Genomic DNA, 16,100 nt, shown 5'->3' on the forward strand with positions numbered 1-16,100 from the left:
AAAGCCTGAAATTCCGTCCAAGCGCCGGATTGCTTCCATTAAGGAGGCGGACTGGGTTCAGGCCTGTTCAACACGAACCAACCGGCGCATACGTGGGCCTTGCAGCTATCGAAGGCCACGCAGGAGATTTTATGTCAGTAGCTACTCCCTCTCGCGAAGATTTCGCGGCCCTTCTCGAAGAGTCCTTTGCCAAGAACGACCTGGCCGAAGGCTATGTCACCAAGGGCATCGTCACCGGCATCGAAAAGGATGTCGCTGTTGTTGACGTCGGCCTGAAGGTCGAAGGCCGCATCGCGCTCAAGGAATTCGGCGCACGCGCCAAGGACGGTTCGCTGAAGGTCGGCGACGAAGTCGAAGTTTACGTCGAGCGCATCGAAAACGCCCTTGGCGAAGCTGTTCTGTCGCGCGAGAAGGCTCGCCGCGAAGAAAGCTGGATCAAGCTCGAAGCCAAGTTCGAAGCTGGCGAGCGCGTCGAAGGCGTGATCTTCAACCAGGTCAAGGGCGGCTTCACGGTCGATCTCGACGGTGCGATCGCCTTTTTGCCGCGTTCTCAGGTCGACATCCGCCCGATCCGCGACGTTTCCCCGCTGATGCACAACCCGCAGCCCTTCGAAATCCTCAAGATGGACAAGCGCCGCGGCAACATCGTGGTTTCGCGCCGTACGGTTCTGGAAGAATCCCGTGCCGAGCAGCGTTCTGAAATCGTTCAGAACCTCGAAGAAGGCCAGGTTGTTGACGGCGTCGTCAAGAACATCACCGATTACGGTGCGTTCGTTGACCTCGGCGGCATCGACGGCCTGCTGCACGTTACCGACATGGCATGGCGCCGCGTCAACCATCCGTCGGAAATCCTGAACATCGGCCAACAGGTCAAGGTTCAGATCATCCGCATCAACCAGGAAACCCACCGCATCTCGCTCGGCATGAAGCAGCTCGAGTCGGATCCGTGGGATGGCATCCAGGCGAAGTATCCGGAAGGCAAGAAGATCTCCGGTACCGTCACGAACATCACCGACTACGGTGCGTTCGTCGAACTGGAGCCGGGCATCGAAGGCCTGATCCACATCTCGGAAATGTCCTGGACCAAGAAGAACGTACACCCCGGCAAGATCCTGTCCACGAGCCAGGAAGTCGAAGTCGTCGTTCTCGAAGTCGATCCGTCCAAGCGCCGTATCTCGCTCGGCCTCAAGCAGACGCTGGAAAATCCGTGGGCAGCATTCGCCCGCAACAACCCGGCTGGCACTGAAGTCGAAGGCGAAGTCAAGAACAAGACCGAATTCGGCCTGTTCATCGGCCTCGACGGCGACGTTGACGGCATGGTGCACCTTTCTGACCTCGACTGGAACCGTCCGGGCGAGCAGGTCATCGAAGAGTTCAACAAGGGCGACGTCGTCAAGGCTGTCGTTCTCGATGTTGACGTCGAAAAGGAACGCATCTCGCTCGGCATCAAGCAGCTCGGCAAGGATGCAGTCGGCGACGCCGCTGCCTCTGGCGACCTGCGCAAGAATGCAGTCGTTTCCTGCGAAATCACCGCAGTCAACGATGGCGGCATCGAAGTGAAGCTCGTCGAACACGAAGACATCACCTCGTTCATCCGCCGTGCAGATCTCGCACGCGACCGCGACGACCAGCGTCCGGAACGCTTCTCGGTTGGCCAGGTTGTTGACGCCCGCGTCACCAACTTCTCCAAGAAGGACCGCAAGATCATGCTGTCCATCAAGGCTCTGGAAATCGCAGAAGAGAAGGAAGCCGTCGCTCAGTTCGGTTCGTCCGACTCCGGCGCTTCGCTCGGCGACATCCTTGGCGCGGCTCTGAAGAACCGCGGCGAGTAATCGCTACAAGCATTGAAACAAAGAACCCGCCGGATCGCTCCGGCGGGTTTTTCTTTGCGCTGAATTTTTGAAGAAGCGCTATTCCCAGCCGACCATGCGCTGGTAGAGCGCGAAAACCGGATCGGCGACCGGCGGCTCTTCGTGACGCGCTTCGATCTCGGGAAGATCGGCGGGCACCCTGCCCTGCGGACGCTGCTCCTGCTGAGAGGCCGATTGCTGCTCCTCGCCAGACTGCGCATCCTGCTCTTCTTCGCCCGTACCGCCCTCATAGTCGCTGCGATGCATCTGGCCGTCGCGGCGTTCGGCGCCATCCTTGGCGAATTGATAGGGCTGAGCGATATAGCCGACGCCGTCGGGTGAGCGCAGCAGACCGGCTTTCTGAACCATCTCGGCAAGATCGGCCGGAAGGATCTGCGGCTGTGCGGCGATCTCCTTCTGCTGGCGAGCGAGCTGGGCCGGATCGGCTGCAGGCGCTGCGCGTGCCGCTTCCGCCGGCGCGGCTTTGGCGCTCGCCATCTGGTCCGGACCATCCATCGCTTCGCGCATGTCATCACTCGCCGGCTGATCGAGCGCTGATTCGATATCCTCAGGTGCGTCCGCCAGGGCCTCGAGAAGCGTTGCGGTCTCCTGTTCGTTGATGATGGCGACCAGCAGTTCGGATGCTTCCTCGGTGATCGACGCGAGAACAGCAGGCCAGATCTTCGGAATATCGGGTTCGGCGCGCTCCCTGGCGAGCGGCGCGTGTGGCGCTTCGGCTTCCTCAAGCACCTGCGGCGCATCAGGCGCCATCGCTTCCGTTTCCGGTTGCTCCGGGTCTTCCGATGCGGCAGCCTGCGCCAATTCGTTGGCGGCCAGCGGCTCTTCGGCAATCTCTTCGATCACGTCAACCGGTAGATCGGACAAACCGGCAAGTGGAGAAGGCGGGGTCGCAGATGCTGCCGGTCTGGCTTGCGCCTGCGGCTGCGCTTCATGCGCTGCATCGGTCCCTGATTTCGGAGCCGGCAGAACGCTGTCTTCGTGCAGTGTTATGTCAGGTCGGGACTCTGCCCGAAGCGGTGAAGCATCGTTCTGGCGATACGAACGAACGACCGCGCGGGCAACCAAATCGCGATCCTTGTAGCGGACGGTCTCCAGATAGGCGACGACCCGGGCGGCTTCCGGCCCTGCAGGGTTCTTCAGTGCTTCGGCGATCAGGCGCAGCGGCAGCGTGTGGCCATCGGCGGCGAGCTGCGTTTCGATCTCGTTGATGCGGGTTGCAGGCAGCTTCTGGATGACATCGGCAAGGCGGGACGCGAAGGTAAGATTGGTTTCGCCATCCTGACGCGGCAGCGGCAGGGCCTCGGATGCTGCATTGATAGCATCGAGCAGCGCGTCGAACATGCGTTCGCGGGCTGCCGCCAAGAGGAGGTTAAGCTTTCCGGCAATTGCCGAATTCAGATCGGAGCCTTCGACCGCCTGAACGGGCGCCGGGGCAACGATCGACCGGGCAAGTCCGCTGGCGACAATCGCCGCAGCCTGTCCGTTGGAAGAAAGACTCGTATTTGACGCTGCACGAACCGGAGTCAACATGGCATGCTCCTACTTTCGCAAGTGACAATCGAAGCAGATCACACGAGGGCCGCGCTCATCGGACCCCTCGCATTCTTCCGCAGATCCTCCCGTCCGCATGGCGCGTCATCGCACCGACGAATGCTTAAAAATTGATGATGATTCTACCGAATGGCCGTTAATGAAAAACTAACGGCCGGACAGGATGCCAATCCTGCCCGGCCGTCTCATGGCTCTCAAATATCGCGTTGCTCAACTATGAGCGAAAATATCGGTCTCTTCCCAGCCGAGAAGATCAAGCTTGGCGCGGGTGGGCAGGAACGCGAAGCAGGCGGTGGCGTGGTCGAATCGGCCATCGCGCAGCAGGCGTTCGGTCAGCTTGTCGCGCAGCGCATGGAGATGGAGCACGTCGGAGGCGGCATATTCAAGCTGTGCCTGCGACAGCGTTGCCGCTGCCCAATCCGAAGATTGCTGTGCCTTGGAAATATCGACCTCCAGCATCTCTTTCAGATTGTCCTTCAGGCCATGACGATCCGTATAGGTGCGCGACAGGCGCGAGGCGATCTTGGTGCAGAAGACAGGTGTCGTGGTCACGCCGAAGGTGTGGAACAACACGGCGATATCGAAGCGGCCGTAGTGGAAGATCTTCTGGCGCGCCGGATCGGCCAGCATCATCGTCAGGTTCGGCGCTTCCTTCTGGCCGGAGGCGATACGGATGACGTCGGCCGTGCCGTCGCCCGGCGACAACTGGACGACACAAAGACGGTCGCGGCGCGGAACGAGACCCAGCGTCTCGGTATCGATCGCGATTGCGCCCTTGTAGCGCGCGGCATCCGCCGCGGAGATATCGCCTTCATGATAACGGATGGTGGCGGCCATGGCTCTTCTTTTACCTCGCGTGTTTCTTCCGGCGCTATAGCGCAAAGGCGCTGGCGGCGATACGGCTTTCGACCTCAGAAGGTTGGCGGCGTATTGATCCAGAGCAACACCGTCTCGCCATCATGGCGATTGCGCCAGGAATGATAGCGGCGGCTTTCGAAATAAAGCGAGTCACCGGGCCCCAGATCAAAGAACTGGTCGGAATCGAGAACCAGCTCCAGGCGGCCCGCCAGGACATGCATGAATTCCTCGCCCTCGTGCCGGTAGGCGCCTTCGCTGGTAGCGCCGGGCGCCAGCACGAAACGGTGGCAATCCATCATCCGCCGCCCTTCGGCCAGCAGCTGCACGGTCACGCCCGGTGTGGTTTCCGGCCAGGTGCGCCATTCGCCGGAGCGGACGACCGCCGTGGCATCATCGGCTTCTTCGCCCGAGAGGCGCGAAACGGTGGTGCCGTAATATTCCGCGAGATCATGCAGGGTCTTGAAGCTGACGCCCTGCGACGTGCGCTCCAGCGTCGATAGCGTCGATGACGTGATGCCCATCTCGCCAGCGACCTGATCCAGCGTCTTGCCCGCGGCATGGCGAAGGCTGCGGAGCCGGCGGCCGATATCGGACGCGCCGCCTGTCTCGCCATTGTCGCCGGAGGGCTCTTCGCTTTCCAGCGCCTCGCGGATCGCGGCCGGGTTGAGGCCACGCTCGACACGATACCAGGAGATCTTCTTCAACCGCGCGACGTCATCGGCGCTGTATTGCCGGTGGCCGGTCTCCGAACGATCAGGCACAAGCAGGCCCTGGCTTTCCCAAAGCCGTACGGTGGAGGCGGAAATTCCCGCCAGCCGCGCTGCCTCGGCGACCTTGTAGCGCACCGGCCCGTTATTGTTCATTCGCCAATAAATCCCTGATTCCGTGGTGCTTTATGCATCCTGCCGCGACAGAATCTCTGGTCGTGAGCATCCATCAAAAGGCGTGATGTTTGAAGCAAAAAATGCCGCTTGATTTCTTGCAGGAAAAATGTAGGACTTTTCTACATATCTTGCAGAACTTATGCAAGATAATTCCCAATCCCTTTGAGCGCAGGAGCGCATAGATGAACGCGACCACCCTTACGGACCGGAAGAATGCCGCAATTTCCCGCGGCGTCGGCATGACGACACAGATCTACGCCGACCGCGCAGAGAATGCCGAAATCTGGGACAAGGAGGGCCGCCGCTATATCGATTTCGCTGCTGGCATCGCCGTTCTGAACACCGGCCACCGCCATCCGCGCGTCATCGCTGCCGTCAAAGACCAGCTCGACCATTTCACCCACACCTGCCACCAGGTCGTGCCCTACGAAACCTATGTGCATCTTGCCGAACGCCTGAACGAGCTGGCGCCCGGCAACTTCGCCAAGAAGACGATCTTCGTCACCACGGGTGCGGAAGCCGTAGAGAACGCCGTGAAGATCGCCCGAGCCGCGACCGGCCGTTCCGCCGTCATCGCCTTCGGCGGCGGCTTCCATGGCCGTACCTTCATGGGCATGGCCCTGACCGGCAAGGTCGTGCCCTACAAGGTCGGCTTCGGCGCAATGCCTGGCGATGTCTTCCACGTGCCCTTCCCGGTCGAGCTGCATGGCGTCAGCGCCGAGCAGTCGCTCGCAGCCTTGAAAAAGTTGTTTGCTGCCGATGTCGATCCGCAGCGTGTGGCTGCGATCATCATCGAGCCCGTGCAGGGCGAAGGCGGTTTCTATGCGGCACCTGCTGCCTTCCTGAAGGCGCTGCGCGAACTTTGCGACGAGCACGGCATCTTGCTCATTGCCGACGAAGTGCAGACTGGGTTTGCCCGTACCGGCAAGATGTTTGCGATGGATCACCATGAGGTTGCTCCTGATCTGATGACCATGGCGAAGAGCCTCGCCGGCGGTTTCCCTCTCGCTGCCGTCACCGGCCGTGCCGAGATCATGGATGCGCCCGGCCCCGGCGGCCTCGGCGGCACCTATGGCGGCAATCCGCTCGGCATCGCCGCCGCTCATGCCGTGCTCGACGTCATCAAGGACGAAGACCTCTGCAACCGCGCCAACCAGCTCGGCGGCCGCCTGAAGCAGCGTCTGGAATCGCTGCGCGACAAGGCGCCGGAGATTGTCGATATCCGCGGCCCGGGCTTCATGAACGCTGTCGAATTCAACGACAAGACCACCAAGCTGCCGAGCGCCGAATTCGCCAACAAGGTGCGCCTGATCGCGCTGGAGAAGGGTCTCATCCTTTTGACCTGCGGTGTGCACGGAAACGTCATCCGCTTCCTTGCCCCGATCACCATTCAGGACAATATCTTCGGCGAAGCGCTCGATATCCTCGAAGCCTCCATTCTTGAAGCAAGCGCGGGCAAGTAACCGCCTTCGGAGTAAATGACATGGCATTCACGACCGCACTGACCAAACACGTCCCTTTCTCCTCTCCGTTCCTGCGCGACACCGGCTACATCAACGGCGAATGGACGAAGGGCGGCGCAACGAAAACCTTCGACGTCCTGAACCCGGCCACCGGCGAAGTTCTGGCCTCGCTGTCTGATATGGGCGCTGCCGACACCCGCAAGGCGATTGATGCGGCCTATGCAGCCCAGCCAGCCTGGGCGGCAAAACCCGCCAAGGACCGCAGCGCCATCCTGCGCAAGTGGTTCGACCTGATGGTCGCCAATGCCGACGAGCTGGCGGCGATCCTGACAGCCGAAATGGGCAAGCCATTTGCCGAAGCGCGCGGCGAGATCCTCTACGCTGCCGCTTACATCGAATGGTATGCGGAAGAAGCCAAGCGCATCTACGGCGAAACCATTCCGGCACCGTCGAACGACAAGCGGATGATCGTCATCAAGCAGCCGGTCGGCGTCGTCGGCACGATCACGCCCTGGAACTTCCCGGCAGCGATGATCACCCGCAAGATCGCGGCGGCGCTTGCCGTTGGCTGCACCGTCGTTTCGAAGCCCGCGGAACAGACCCCGCTTTCGGCCATCGCGCTTGCGGTTCTCGCCGAACAGGCCGGTGTTCCCGCCGGTGTCTTCAACGTCATCGTCGGCGAAGACGGCCCCGCGATCGGCAAGGAGCTTTGCGGCAACGACAAGGTGCGCAAGATCAGCTTCACCGGCTCGACCGAAGTAGGCCGCATCCTGATGCGCCAGTGCTCCGACCAGATCAAGAAGGTCAGCCTCGAGCTCGGCGGCAACGCACCCTTCATCGTCTTTGATGATGCGGATCTCGATGCCGCCGTCGAAGGCGCGATCGCTTCGAAGTACCGCAATGCCGGGCAGACCTGCGTCTGCGCCAACCGTCTCTACGTACAGTCAGGCGTCTATGATGCCTTCGCGGCCAAGCTGGCTGCCAAGGTTGAAGCCATGTCGGTTGGCGACGGCTTCACCTCGGGCGTCACCATCGGCCCGCTGATCGACGAGCAGGGTCTTGCCAAGGTCGAGGACCATGTCAGCGACGCGGTCTCCAAGGGTGCCAAGGTGCTGACCGGCGGCAAGCGTATCGAAGGTGCCGGTACCTTCTTCACGCCTACCGTACTCACGGGCGTTGCCAAGGGCATGAAGGTCGCCAGGGAAGAAACCTTCGGCCCGGTCGCGCCGCTCTTCCGCTTCGACACCGTTGAAGAAGTCATCCTGCAGGCCAATGACACCGAGTTCGGCCTCGCCGCCTATTTCTTCGCGGGCGATCTGAAGAAGGTCTGGAAGGTTGCGGAAGCGCTCGAATACGGCATGGTTGGGATCAATACCGGCCTGATGTCGACGGAAACCGCGCCCTTCGGCGGTATCAAGCAATCCGGCAACGGCCGCGAAGGCTCGCGCCATGGCGCCGACGATTACCTCGAGATGAAATATCTCTGCATCGGCAATCTCTAAAATCGCAAGGGCGCCTTCGGGCGCCCTTTTCATTTCGGCATTCAATAATGCGGCGGCCTTGTCACCGCCGGCGCTTCCAGCGATTGCTCTTCGAGCGACAGGAAGCGTTCCGTCAAGCGGTCCAATTTCGCTCGGGTCTGTTCGACCACTTTCCATTGCTCGGCAAGCTGATCCGAAAGCTCTTCGATGGTCTTTGCCTGATGGGCCAAGGCTTCTTCAAGCTGGGTAATGCGGCTGATGTCTTCGGCCATGGTTGTTCTCCACCGGTTTGCTGCTCTTCCAAAACCTATAGCGGCGGCTGCGTCAATGGGGCGCCCAGCATCGATTCCTAAAGTGAACTCATTGGTTACTAATGGGCCTTGCCGTGTCTTTGATCGTGGAGTAGGCCCTAACCCATCAGGGAGGAAATCTTATGGATTCACGAAACGGCTTTCTTCACCAGGACCGGCTTTTTCCGGCCGATCCGGCAACCCGCAGCATCGCGCGCGACCTCTACGAGACCGTTGCCGCTTTGCCGATCGTCAGCCCGCACGGGCATACCGAGCCCTCGTGGTTCGCTGACGACAAGCCCTTTGAAGATGCCGCATCGCTGCTCGTCATCCCCGACCATTACCTGTTCCGCATGCTGCACAGCACCGGCACCAAACTCGACGAGCTCGGCGTTCCCCGACTTGATGGCAAGCCTGTCGCCAAGGGCCGTGACATCTGGCGCGCTTTCGCTGCCAAATATCATCTCTTCCGCGGCACGCCGTCCAGCCTGTGGGTCGATCATGCGATGTCTGCCGTGCTCGGCTGTACCGAACCGCTGACGCCTGAGAATGCCGACACGCTCTACGACCATATCAACGAGCAGCTCGCCAAGCCCGAGTTCCGCCCGCGTGCGCTGCATCAGCGCTTCGGCATCGAAACGATCGCCACGACGGAAGGCGCGCTGGATCCGCTGGTGCATCATCAGAAGATGCAGAAGGATGGCTGGATCGGTAAGGTTCGTACGACATACCGCCCTGATAGCGTTACAGATCCTGATGCCGTCGGCTTCCGCGACAATCTCATCAAGTTCGGTGAGATCACCGGCTCTGACGTCACCAAATGGGACGGCATGATCGACGCGCATCGCAAGCGCCGCGCCTATTTCCGCCAGTTCGGCGCCACAGCGACCGACCACGGCGTGCCGACCGCATTCACCGCCGACCTCTCGGCCACCGAGCGGCAGGCGCTTCTCGACAAGGCACTTAAGGGTTCGCTTTCGGCTGCCGATGCCGAGCTGTTCCGTGGTCAGATGATGACCGAGATGGCCGGGCTTTCGGCCGAAGACGGCATGGTCATGCAGATCCACGCGGGCTCGCGCCGCAACACCGACAGCGGTCTCTTTGCGACCCGCGGTCCGAACATGGGCGCCGATATCCCGACCCGGACTGACTGGATCGGCGGGCTGAATGCGCTGCTCTCAAAGTACGGCCATTCGCAGGGCCTTCGCATCCTGCTCTTCACGCTCGACGAGACGACCTATTCGCGCGAGCTGGCGCCGATGGCCGGCCATTGGGAATGCCTGATGATCGGCCCACCCTGGTGGTTCCACGACAGCCCGAATGGCATCCGCCGCTATCTCGACCAGGTCGTCGAGACGGCGGGTTTTGCCAATCTGGCCGGCTTCAACGACGATACCCGCGCCTTGCTCTCGATCCCCGCCCGCCACGACGTCTGGCGCCGCGAGGTTTGCGGCTTCCTGGCGCAGCTTGCCGCCGAACACCGGATCTCCAGGAAAGATGCGGCAATCGTCGCGCGCGAACTCTCCTATGACAACGCGAAGAAGGCCTACAAGCTGTGAGCAATCGACTGAAGGACCTGAACGGTCTGGCGCCGACCGCAAAGCTTCCCGCCTATGACCGCAGCACGCTGAAGGCGGGCATCCTGCATCTTGGCCCCGGCGCCTTCTTCCGCGCCCATTTCGCGCCGTTTACGGACGCAGCGCTAGCCGCTGAGGGCGGCGACTGGGGCATCGAGGTGGCGAGCCTGCGCACGCCCGATGTTGCCGACAATCTCAACGCGCAGAACGGCCTCTACACGGTGCTGATCCGCGACACGTCGGGCACGACGGCCGAAGTGATCGGTCCGATCCTGAAGGCGCATGTGGCGCCGCGCGACCCGGCCTTGCTCCTTTCGCGGCTCGAAGACCCGGCGATCCGCATTGTCAGCCTGACGGTGACGGAAAAGGCCTATGGCCTTGACGTGCGCACCGGCGGACTTGATCTGACCCATCCAGATGTTGCCGCCGATCTTGCCAACCGCCACGCACCGCGCGGCGTCGTCGGCTATCTCGTCGAAGGTCTTGCCCGCCGCCGCGCCAAGGGTATCGCCCCTTTCACGCCGCTCAGCTGCGATAATCTTCCGAGCAACGGCGCGGTGCTGAAGCGCCTCGTCCTCGATTTCGCCGGCCGTGTCGATCCGGAGCTTCGCACCTGGATCGAAACCAATGTGCCCTTCCCCTCGACCATGGTCGACCGCATAACGCCCGCCAGCACCGACGCCACCTATGCGGATGCCGAGCGGCTGACAGGACGGCAGGATCTGGCCGCGATCGAGACCGAGCCATTCACCCAATGGGTGATCGAGGACCATTTCGCCAGCGGCCGCCCCGCATGGGACAAGGTCGGCGTGCTGATGGTCGATGAGGTCTCGGCCTATGAAAAGATGAAGCTGCGCATGCTCAACGGTGCGCATTCGCTGCTCGCCTATCTCGGCTACATAGGCGGCTATGAATATATCCGCGACGTCATGGACGACGAAGGATTGGCGGCTCTTGCCCGGCGTCAGATGAATGCCGCTGCCGAGACGCTCGATCCGGTTCCGGGCATCGATCTCGACCACTATGCCGACGAACTGATAGCCCGCTTTGCAAACAAGGCGATCGCCCACCGCACCTACCAGATCGCCATGGACGGCACGCAGAAGCTGCCGCAGCGCCTGCTGGAGCCGGTAACCGAAGCACTGGCCCACGGCAGCAAGGCCGAGACCTACGCCATCGCCGTCGCAGCCTGGATGCGCTATGCCATCGGCGTCGACCGCAACGGCAAGGCCTACGAGCTGCGTGATCCGCGAGCGGAAGAGATTGCGACGCTGCTCGCCGACGTGCCGCGCAACGGCAGCGCCGTTTCGGCGGCTCTGTTCAAGTTGCCGGGGCTGTTCCCGAAGGCGTTGACGGACAATGTCATCTGGACCGAAGACGTGGCGAACAAGCTGGATATCCTGATCCAGGATAACAGGTTGCCGTTGTTCTGAGGTGATCTCGGAAAAGAGGGCACCAACCTCTCCCTCCTCACCCCTGTGCTTGTTACAGGGATCCAGCCGGCCCAAGGCCTTGGGCCGGAAAGACTCTTCGTCTAACTGACAGATTCATTCACCGCGCGGACGCGCAGTGGCTAGATTCCTGTGACGAGCACAGGAATGAGGGAAGCATTCGCGGCACCCGTGGTCTCCCAAGGGAACAGCCTACCCCTTCACCCGCGTCATCTCGGGATCATACAACGGCTTCAGCGACACCGAGCACGGCACCCGCTCGCGCGCAACATCGAGCTCGTACTTGCCTGACAGCACAAAATCCTCCGTCACACCGTCAACGTTGCGGACGTAGCCGTAGCCAATCGCCTTTCCGAGCGTGTAGCCGAACCCGCCGCTCGAGAGCCAGCCGACGCGCTTTCCATCGCGGTAGATGGTTTCGCGGCCGAGCAGGACGATATCAGGATCATCCGGCATGAAGCAGACCAGCATCTTCTTGACGCCACCTGTCAATTGACGCTCCACGGCATCGCGGCCGCGGAAGGGAGTGTTCTTTTTCGTCTTCACCGCCCAGGCAAGGCCAGCCTCGACGGGCGTATGGTCAGGACCGATATCCGATCCCCAGGCGCGATAGCCCTTTTCCAGGCGGCAGCTTTCGATGGCGCGGTAGCCGGCGTTGACGAGACCGAGGCCGTTTCCGGCGGCCATCAGCGCGTCATAGACCGTCGTTGCGTATTCGACCGGCACGTGCAGCTCGTAACCGAGCTCGCCGACATAGGTGATGCGCAGCGCCCTGACCGGGCAGCCTGCGATGCCGACGGTCTTGACGCGGCCGAAGGGGAAGGCAGCGTTCGAGACATCCGATGAGGTGACCTTCTCCAGCACGGCGCGGGCATTCGGCCCCATCAGCGACAGAACCGAATAGGCGGAGGTGACATCGACCAGCTCGGCCTGCATTCCCTCAGGAATATTGCGGGCTATCCAGTCGAAGTCGTGAGTCGCAAATCCCGTGCCGGTGACGATGTAATATTCGTTCTCGGCGATGCGGGCGACTGTGAGATCGCATTCGATACCGCCCTTGTCGTTCAGCATCTGGGTATAGACAAGCGAGCCGACAGGCTTTGCCACGTCGTTCGAAGCGATCCAGCCGAGCGCTGCTTCGGCATCGCAGCCCTTCAGCACGAACTTGGCGAAGGAGGTCTGGTCGAAGATGACGGCTGCCTCGCGCACTGCCTTGTGCTCGCGGCCAACGGCGTCGAACCAGTTCTGCCTGTTGTAGCTGTAGATATCCTTCGGCTCCTCGTTGGCGAAGAGATCGGCAAACCAGTTCGGCCGCTCCCAGCCGAGCTTCTCGCCGAAGCAGGCGCCCTGCGCCTTCAGCCGATCATAGAGCGGCGACTTGCGGCAGGGGCGACCGCTCGAATGTTCTTCGAAGGGGAAGGCCAGCGTATAATGCTTGCCGTAGGCCTCCAGCGTGCGGGTGCGGACCCAGTCGGTGTCGAAATGCGGACGGCCGAAGCGGCGGATATCGACCGGCCAGAGATCGTAGGGCGGCTCGCCCTTCGCTACCCATTCGGCCAGTGCCATGCCGGCACCGCCGCCCGACGCGATACCGAAGGCGTTGAAACCCGCTCCGACAAAGAAGTTCTTCAGTTCCGGCGCTTCGCCGAGGATGAAGTTTCCGTCAGGCGTGAAGCTCTCCGGACCGTTCAACAGCTGCTTGACGCCGGCGGTTTCGAGAGCGGGAACGCGGGCCAGTGCCTGTTCCATGATCTGCTCAAAGTGATCGTAATTGCTGTCGAGCAGCGTGTAGTGGAAGCCGTCGGGAATGCCGCCAGTTGCCCAGGGGATCGGGTTCGGCTCGTAGCCGCCCATGACGAGGCCACCGACCTCTTCCTTGTAATAGGTCAGGCGATCGGGATCGCGGAGCGTCGGCAGGTTCGAGGGTACGCCGAAGGATTCGGTGATCAGATATTGATGCTCAACGGAGACGAGCGGCACGTTGACGCCGAAGCGCGCGGCGAAGGCGCGGGTCCACTGGCCGGCGCAGACGACGACGCGCTCGCATTCGATGCGGCCATTGGCGGTGATGACGGCGCGGATACGTCCCTTGTCGATCTCGAGGTCGATGACTTCGGTGTCTTCGAAGATCGAAACACCAGCCATGCGGGCGCCACGGGCAAGCGCTTGAGTGATATCCGAAGGGTTAGCCTGACCATCGGTCGGCAGAAAGGCCGCGCCGACAAGGTCATCTGTTGTCATCAGCGGCCAGAGATCGAAAGCCTCCTGCGGCGTCAGCAGATGCATTTCGAGGCCGAAGGACTGCGCCGTGGTCGCCTGGCGCTTCACCTCGGTCCAACGCTCCTCGTTGCAGGCGAGCCTCAAGCCACCATTCATCTTCCAGCCGGTGCCGAGCCCGGTTTCCGCTTCAAGCTTCTTGTAGAGATCGACGGAGTAGCCGAGCAGCTGGGTGATGTTGGCGCTGGTGCGCAGCTGGCCGACGAGGCCGGCAGCGTGGAAGGTCGTGCCCGATGTCAGCTTCTTGCGCTCGAGCAGCACGGTATCGGTCCAGCCGAGCTTGCCGAGGTGATAGGCCGTCGAGCAGCCGATGATACCGCCGCCGATGACCACGGCCTTCGCCGTCTTCGGTAATTCCTTCGTCATTCTACTGATCCTGTTCAAATGCCTTGTAGGCGCGCTCGGAGCGGGCGAGATTTTCGGCGGTATAGGCGGCGTAATCGAAATCGATGGTCGAATGGATCTCGGAGACCATGCTCCAGAGCGTCTCGCGCAGCAGAGAGGCGCATTTCATCGCGCTGTAGCGGCGCCAGAGATCGGGGGTCAGCGGCTTTTCGAAATAGCTTTCAAGCATCGTCCGTTCGGCGGCTTCCGGGAGCTCGTTGTTCGAGGCAAGGCCGCCGAGATCGAAGAGCGGCGTGTTGAAGCCGGCATAGTCCCAGTCGATCAACCAAAGCCGTTTGCCGTCATCGAGGAAATTCGCGGCCAGCAGATCGTTGTGCCCGAAGCCGATTTCGAAGGGGCCGGCCGCAGCTTCCAGACGCTCGGCCTTTTCAAGCAAGCCGGGTAGAAGCGGTGCGTAGGCGCTACCTGCTGCGGCAAGATTAGCCGCATAATCCCGGATCACGTGGAAGACCCAGAAGATCATCGCCTGGCCGCGGAAGTGGCGAGCGATGTCGCCGTGGCAGGCCCGGACCAGCGGCAGCGTCCGCAGCAAGGTTGCTTCATCCTGCAGATCAGCCGCAGACAGCGCCCGCGATTCGATGAAGTCCAGAACGAGGATACCGGGCGCATGATGGATGACGGCGGGCGAAAGACCGGCGGCATGGGCAGCGATGCTGGCGGCGAGCTCATTCTGGCGGTTGATGTGATGAACCGGGATATCATCGCCCAGCCGCACGACACGCCGCGTGCTGCGATCCCTGACGAGGTAGTTGCGGTTGGTGATGCCGCCGGTGATAGGTTCGATCTCGACCGGCCCGTGCCAGATGCCGAGTGCATGAATCCTATCTTCAGGCGTCACGCCTGTCCCCCTCGCGGCCCATTTTCAAAATGATGGGCCAGAGGGGGATCGGCTGTCAAGCAGAGGCCCGGTCAGATCGTGGCGCCGGACGCGTCGAAGACGTGACAGCGGGCCGGATCGAAGGATGTCTTCACATTGGTGCCGCGCTCGACCTTCTGCTGGCCATCGAGAGCGATGGTCAGCTGCTGGCCATCCGGCGTCGTCGTGTAAAGCATCGTGGCGCCGCCGAGATTTTCGACGAGATCGACATTGACGGTCGCAAGCGCCGTTCCGGCATCGGCAACGCCGAGATGCTCAGGGCGAATTCCGAATGTCACATCCTGGCCTGCGGAGCCCTTCAGGCGTCGAGGCAGCCGGATCGAACTGCCGCAGACGCTGACACTCGTGTCCCCTTCATTCACCTGCTCGATCTTCGCCTTCAGGAAGTTCATCTTCGGGCTGCCGATGAAACCGGCGACGAAACGGTTGGCCGGGTTGTTGTAGAGGTCGAGCGGGGCTCCGACCTGCTCGATGCGGCCGGAATTCAGCACGACGATCTTGTCTGCCATGGTCATGGCCTCGACCTGATCGTGCGTCACATAGATCATCGTATTGCCAAGGCTGCTGTGCAGCCGGGAAATCTCGACGCGCATCTGCACGCGCAGTTCGGCATCAAGGTTCGACAGCGGCTCGTCGAAGAGGAAGATGCGTGGCTCCCGGACAATGGCGCGGCCGATAGCAACACGCTGGCGCTGGCCGCCGGAAAGTGCCTTGGGCTTGCGTTCCAGCAGCTTTTCGATCTGCAGAATCTCGGCGGCGCGGCGCACCTTCGGCTCGATTTCAGCTTTCTTGTAGCCGGCTGTCTCCAGCCCGAAAGCCAGATTCTTGTAGACCGACATATGCGGATAAAGCGCATAGGACTGAAACACCATGGCGATCCCGCGCTTTGCCGGCGCGACCTCGTTCATGCGCTCGTTGTCCAGAAGCAGCGCGCCGCCGGAAATCTCCTCGAGCCCGGCTATCATCCGCAGCAGCGTGGACTTGCCGCAGCCGGACGGGCCGACGAAGACGGTGAACTCACCGGGATCGATCGTCAGGTCGATGCCATGAATGACATCCAGCGACCCGTAGCGCTTCTCGACCTTCTGAAGAACGACACTCGTTGCCATCTTCCC

At 61.7% G+C, this 16,100-nt stretch carries 12 protein-coding genes; 5 read left to right on the forward strand and 7 right to left on the reverse strand.

The annotated features are described in order from the left end of the window. Positions 1-131: 131 nt before the first annotated feature. Positions 132-1,832 (forward strand): 30S ribosomal protein S1, encoded by a 1,701-nt coding sequence (gene rpsA / locus AC1DJO_RS14200; protein ID WP_112384986.1) that lies wholly within the window; start codon positions 132-134, stop codon positions 1,830-1,832. 78 nt (positions 1,833-1,910) lie between these two features. Here the strand turns inward: rpsA and AC1DJO_RS14205 are convergent, their stop codons facing one another. The 3 genes from AC1DJO_RS14205 to AC1DJO_RS14215 form a co-directional block, all read right to left on the reverse strand. Further along, on the reverse strand, positions 1,911-3,401 hold the full coding sequence (locus tag AC1DJO_RS14205; RefSeq protein WP_477971216.1) for a hypothetical protein: 1,491 nt from the start codon (positions 3,399-3,401) through the stop codon (positions 1,911-1,913). Positions 3,402-3,632: 231 nt separating this feature from the next. Continuing rightward, the gene (locus AC1DJO_RS14210; RefSeq protein WP_310293699.1) at positions 3,633-4,259 is read right to left on the reverse strand and encodes a ribonuclease D; all 627 of its coding nucleotides are present in this window, start codon (positions 4,257-4,259) and stop codon (positions 3,633-3,635) included. A gap of 74 nt (positions 4,260-4,333) precedes the next feature. After that, positions 4,334-5,143 (reverse strand): MerR family transcriptional regulator, encoded by an 810-nt coding sequence (locus AC1DJO_RS14215; protein ID WP_477971218.1) that lies wholly within the window; start codon positions 5,141-5,143, stop codon positions 4,334-4,336. A gap of 203 nt (positions 5,144-5,346) precedes the next feature. On the opposite strand from AC1DJO_RS14215, the gene AC1DJO_RS14220 reads away from it, so the two are divergent. Together AC1DJO_RS14220 and AC1DJO_RS14225 are read left to right on the forward strand one after the other, a co-directional pair. After that, positions 5,347-6,627, forward strand: coding sequence for a 4-aminobutyrate--2-oxoglutarate transaminase (locus AC1DJO_RS14220; RefSeq protein ID WP_477971220.1), 1,281 nt, complete (start codon positions 5,347-5,349; stop codon positions 6,625-6,627). Between the two features lie 20 nt (positions 6,628-6,647). Continuing rightward, positions 6,648-8,129 (forward strand): NAD-dependent succinate-semialdehyde dehydrogenase, encoded by a 1,482-nt coding sequence (locus tag AC1DJO_RS14225; protein ID WP_477971222.1) that lies wholly within the window; start codon positions 6,648-6,650, stop codon positions 8,127-8,129. A gap of 41 nt (positions 8,130-8,170) precedes the next feature. Here AC1DJO_RS14225 and AC1DJO_RS14230 read toward each other — a convergent pair whose 3' ends face one another. Then, on the reverse strand, positions 8,171-8,380 hold the full coding sequence (locus tag AC1DJO_RS14230; RefSeq protein ID WP_112514309.1) for a SlyX family protein: 210 nt from the start codon (positions 8,378-8,380) through the stop codon (positions 8,171-8,173). 161 nt (positions 8,381-8,541) lie between these two features. Between AC1DJO_RS14230 and uxaC the strand changes: the two genes are divergently transcribed. Then, a complete protein-coding gene (gene uxaC, locus AC1DJO_RS14235) occupies positions 8,542-9,957 on the forward strand; it encodes a glucuronate isomerase (RefSeq protein ID WP_477971224.1) in 1,416 nt (471 codons plus the stop codon). Further along, positions 9,954-11,408, forward strand: coding sequence for a mannitol dehydrogenase family protein (locus tag AC1DJO_RS14240; RefSeq protein WP_477971226.1), 1,455 nt, complete (start codon positions 9,954-9,956; stop codon positions 11,406-11,408). The genes uxaC and AC1DJO_RS14240 overlap by 4 nt, the downstream gene beginning before the upstream one ends. 210 nt (positions 11,409-11,618) lie before the next feature. On the opposite strand, the gene AC1DJO_RS14245 is transcribed toward AC1DJO_RS14240, so the two are convergent. The 3 genes from AC1DJO_RS14245 to AC1DJO_RS14255 form a co-directional block, all read right to left on the reverse strand. After that, the gene (locus tag AC1DJO_RS14245; RefSeq protein WP_477971228.1) at positions 11,619-14,069 is read right to left on the reverse strand and encodes a GcvT family protein; all 2,451 of its coding nucleotides are present in this window, start codon (positions 14,067-14,069) and stop codon (positions 11,619-11,621) included. A gap of 1 nt (position 14,070) precedes the next feature. Then, positions 14,071-14,946: a phosphotransferase gene (locus AC1DJO_RS14250; protein ID WP_310293715.1), complete on the reverse strand. Its 876-nt coding sequence runs from the start codon at positions 14,944-14,946 to the stop codon at positions 14,071-14,073. Positions 14,947-15,017: 71 nt separating this feature from the next. Continuing rightward, the gene (locus AC1DJO_RS14255) at positions 15,018-16,094 is read right to left on the reverse strand and encodes an ABC transporter ATP-binding protein (protein ID WP_310293717.1); all 1,077 of its coding nucleotides are present in this window, start codon (positions 16,092-16,094) and stop codon (positions 15,018-15,020) included. Positions 16,095-16,100: the final 6 nt, after the last annotated feature.

It is taken from the genome of Rhizobium sp. 05N430 (assembly GCF_056396985.1).

Coding starts and splice junctions, on each gene's coding strand:
- uxaC (WP_477971224.1), top strand. CDS start 8,542: ATGGATTCACGAAACGGCTTTCTTCACCAGGACCGGCTTTTTCCGGCC.
- AC1DJO_RS14215 (WP_477971218.1), bottom strand. CDS start 5,143: ATGAACAATAACGGGCCGGTGCGCTACAAGGTCGCCGAGGCAGCGCGG.
- AC1DJO_RS14255 (WP_310293717.1), bottom strand. CDS start 16,094: ATGGCAACGAGTGTCGTTCTTCAGAAGGTCGAGAAGCGCTACGGGTCG.
- AC1DJO_RS14220 (WP_477971220.1), top strand. CDS start 5,347: ATGAACGCGACCACCCTTACGGACCGGAAGAATGCCGCAATTTCCCGC.
- AC1DJO_RS14230 (WP_112514309.1), bottom strand. CDS start 8,380: ATGGCCGAAGACATCAGCCGCATTACCCAGCTTGAAGAAGCCTTGGCC.
- AC1DJO_RS14245 (WP_477971228.1), bottom strand. CDS start 14,069: ATGACGAAGGAATTACCGAAGACGGCGAAGGCCGTGGTCATCGGCGGC.
- AC1DJO_RS14205 (WP_477971216.1), bottom strand. CDS start 3,401: ATGTTGACTCCGGTTCGTGCAGCGTCAAATACGAGTCTTTCTTCCAAC.
- rpsA (WP_112384986.1), top strand. CDS start 132: ATGTCAGTAGCTACTCCCTCTCGCGAAGATTTCGCGGCCCTTCTCGAA.
- AC1DJO_RS14210 (WP_310293699.1), bottom strand. CDS start 4,259: ATGGCCGCCACCATCCGTTATCATGAAGGCGATATCTCCGCGGCGGAT.
- AC1DJO_RS14225 (WP_477971222.1), top strand. CDS start 6,648: ATGGCATTCACGACCGCACTGACCAAACACGTCCCTTTCTCCTCTCCG.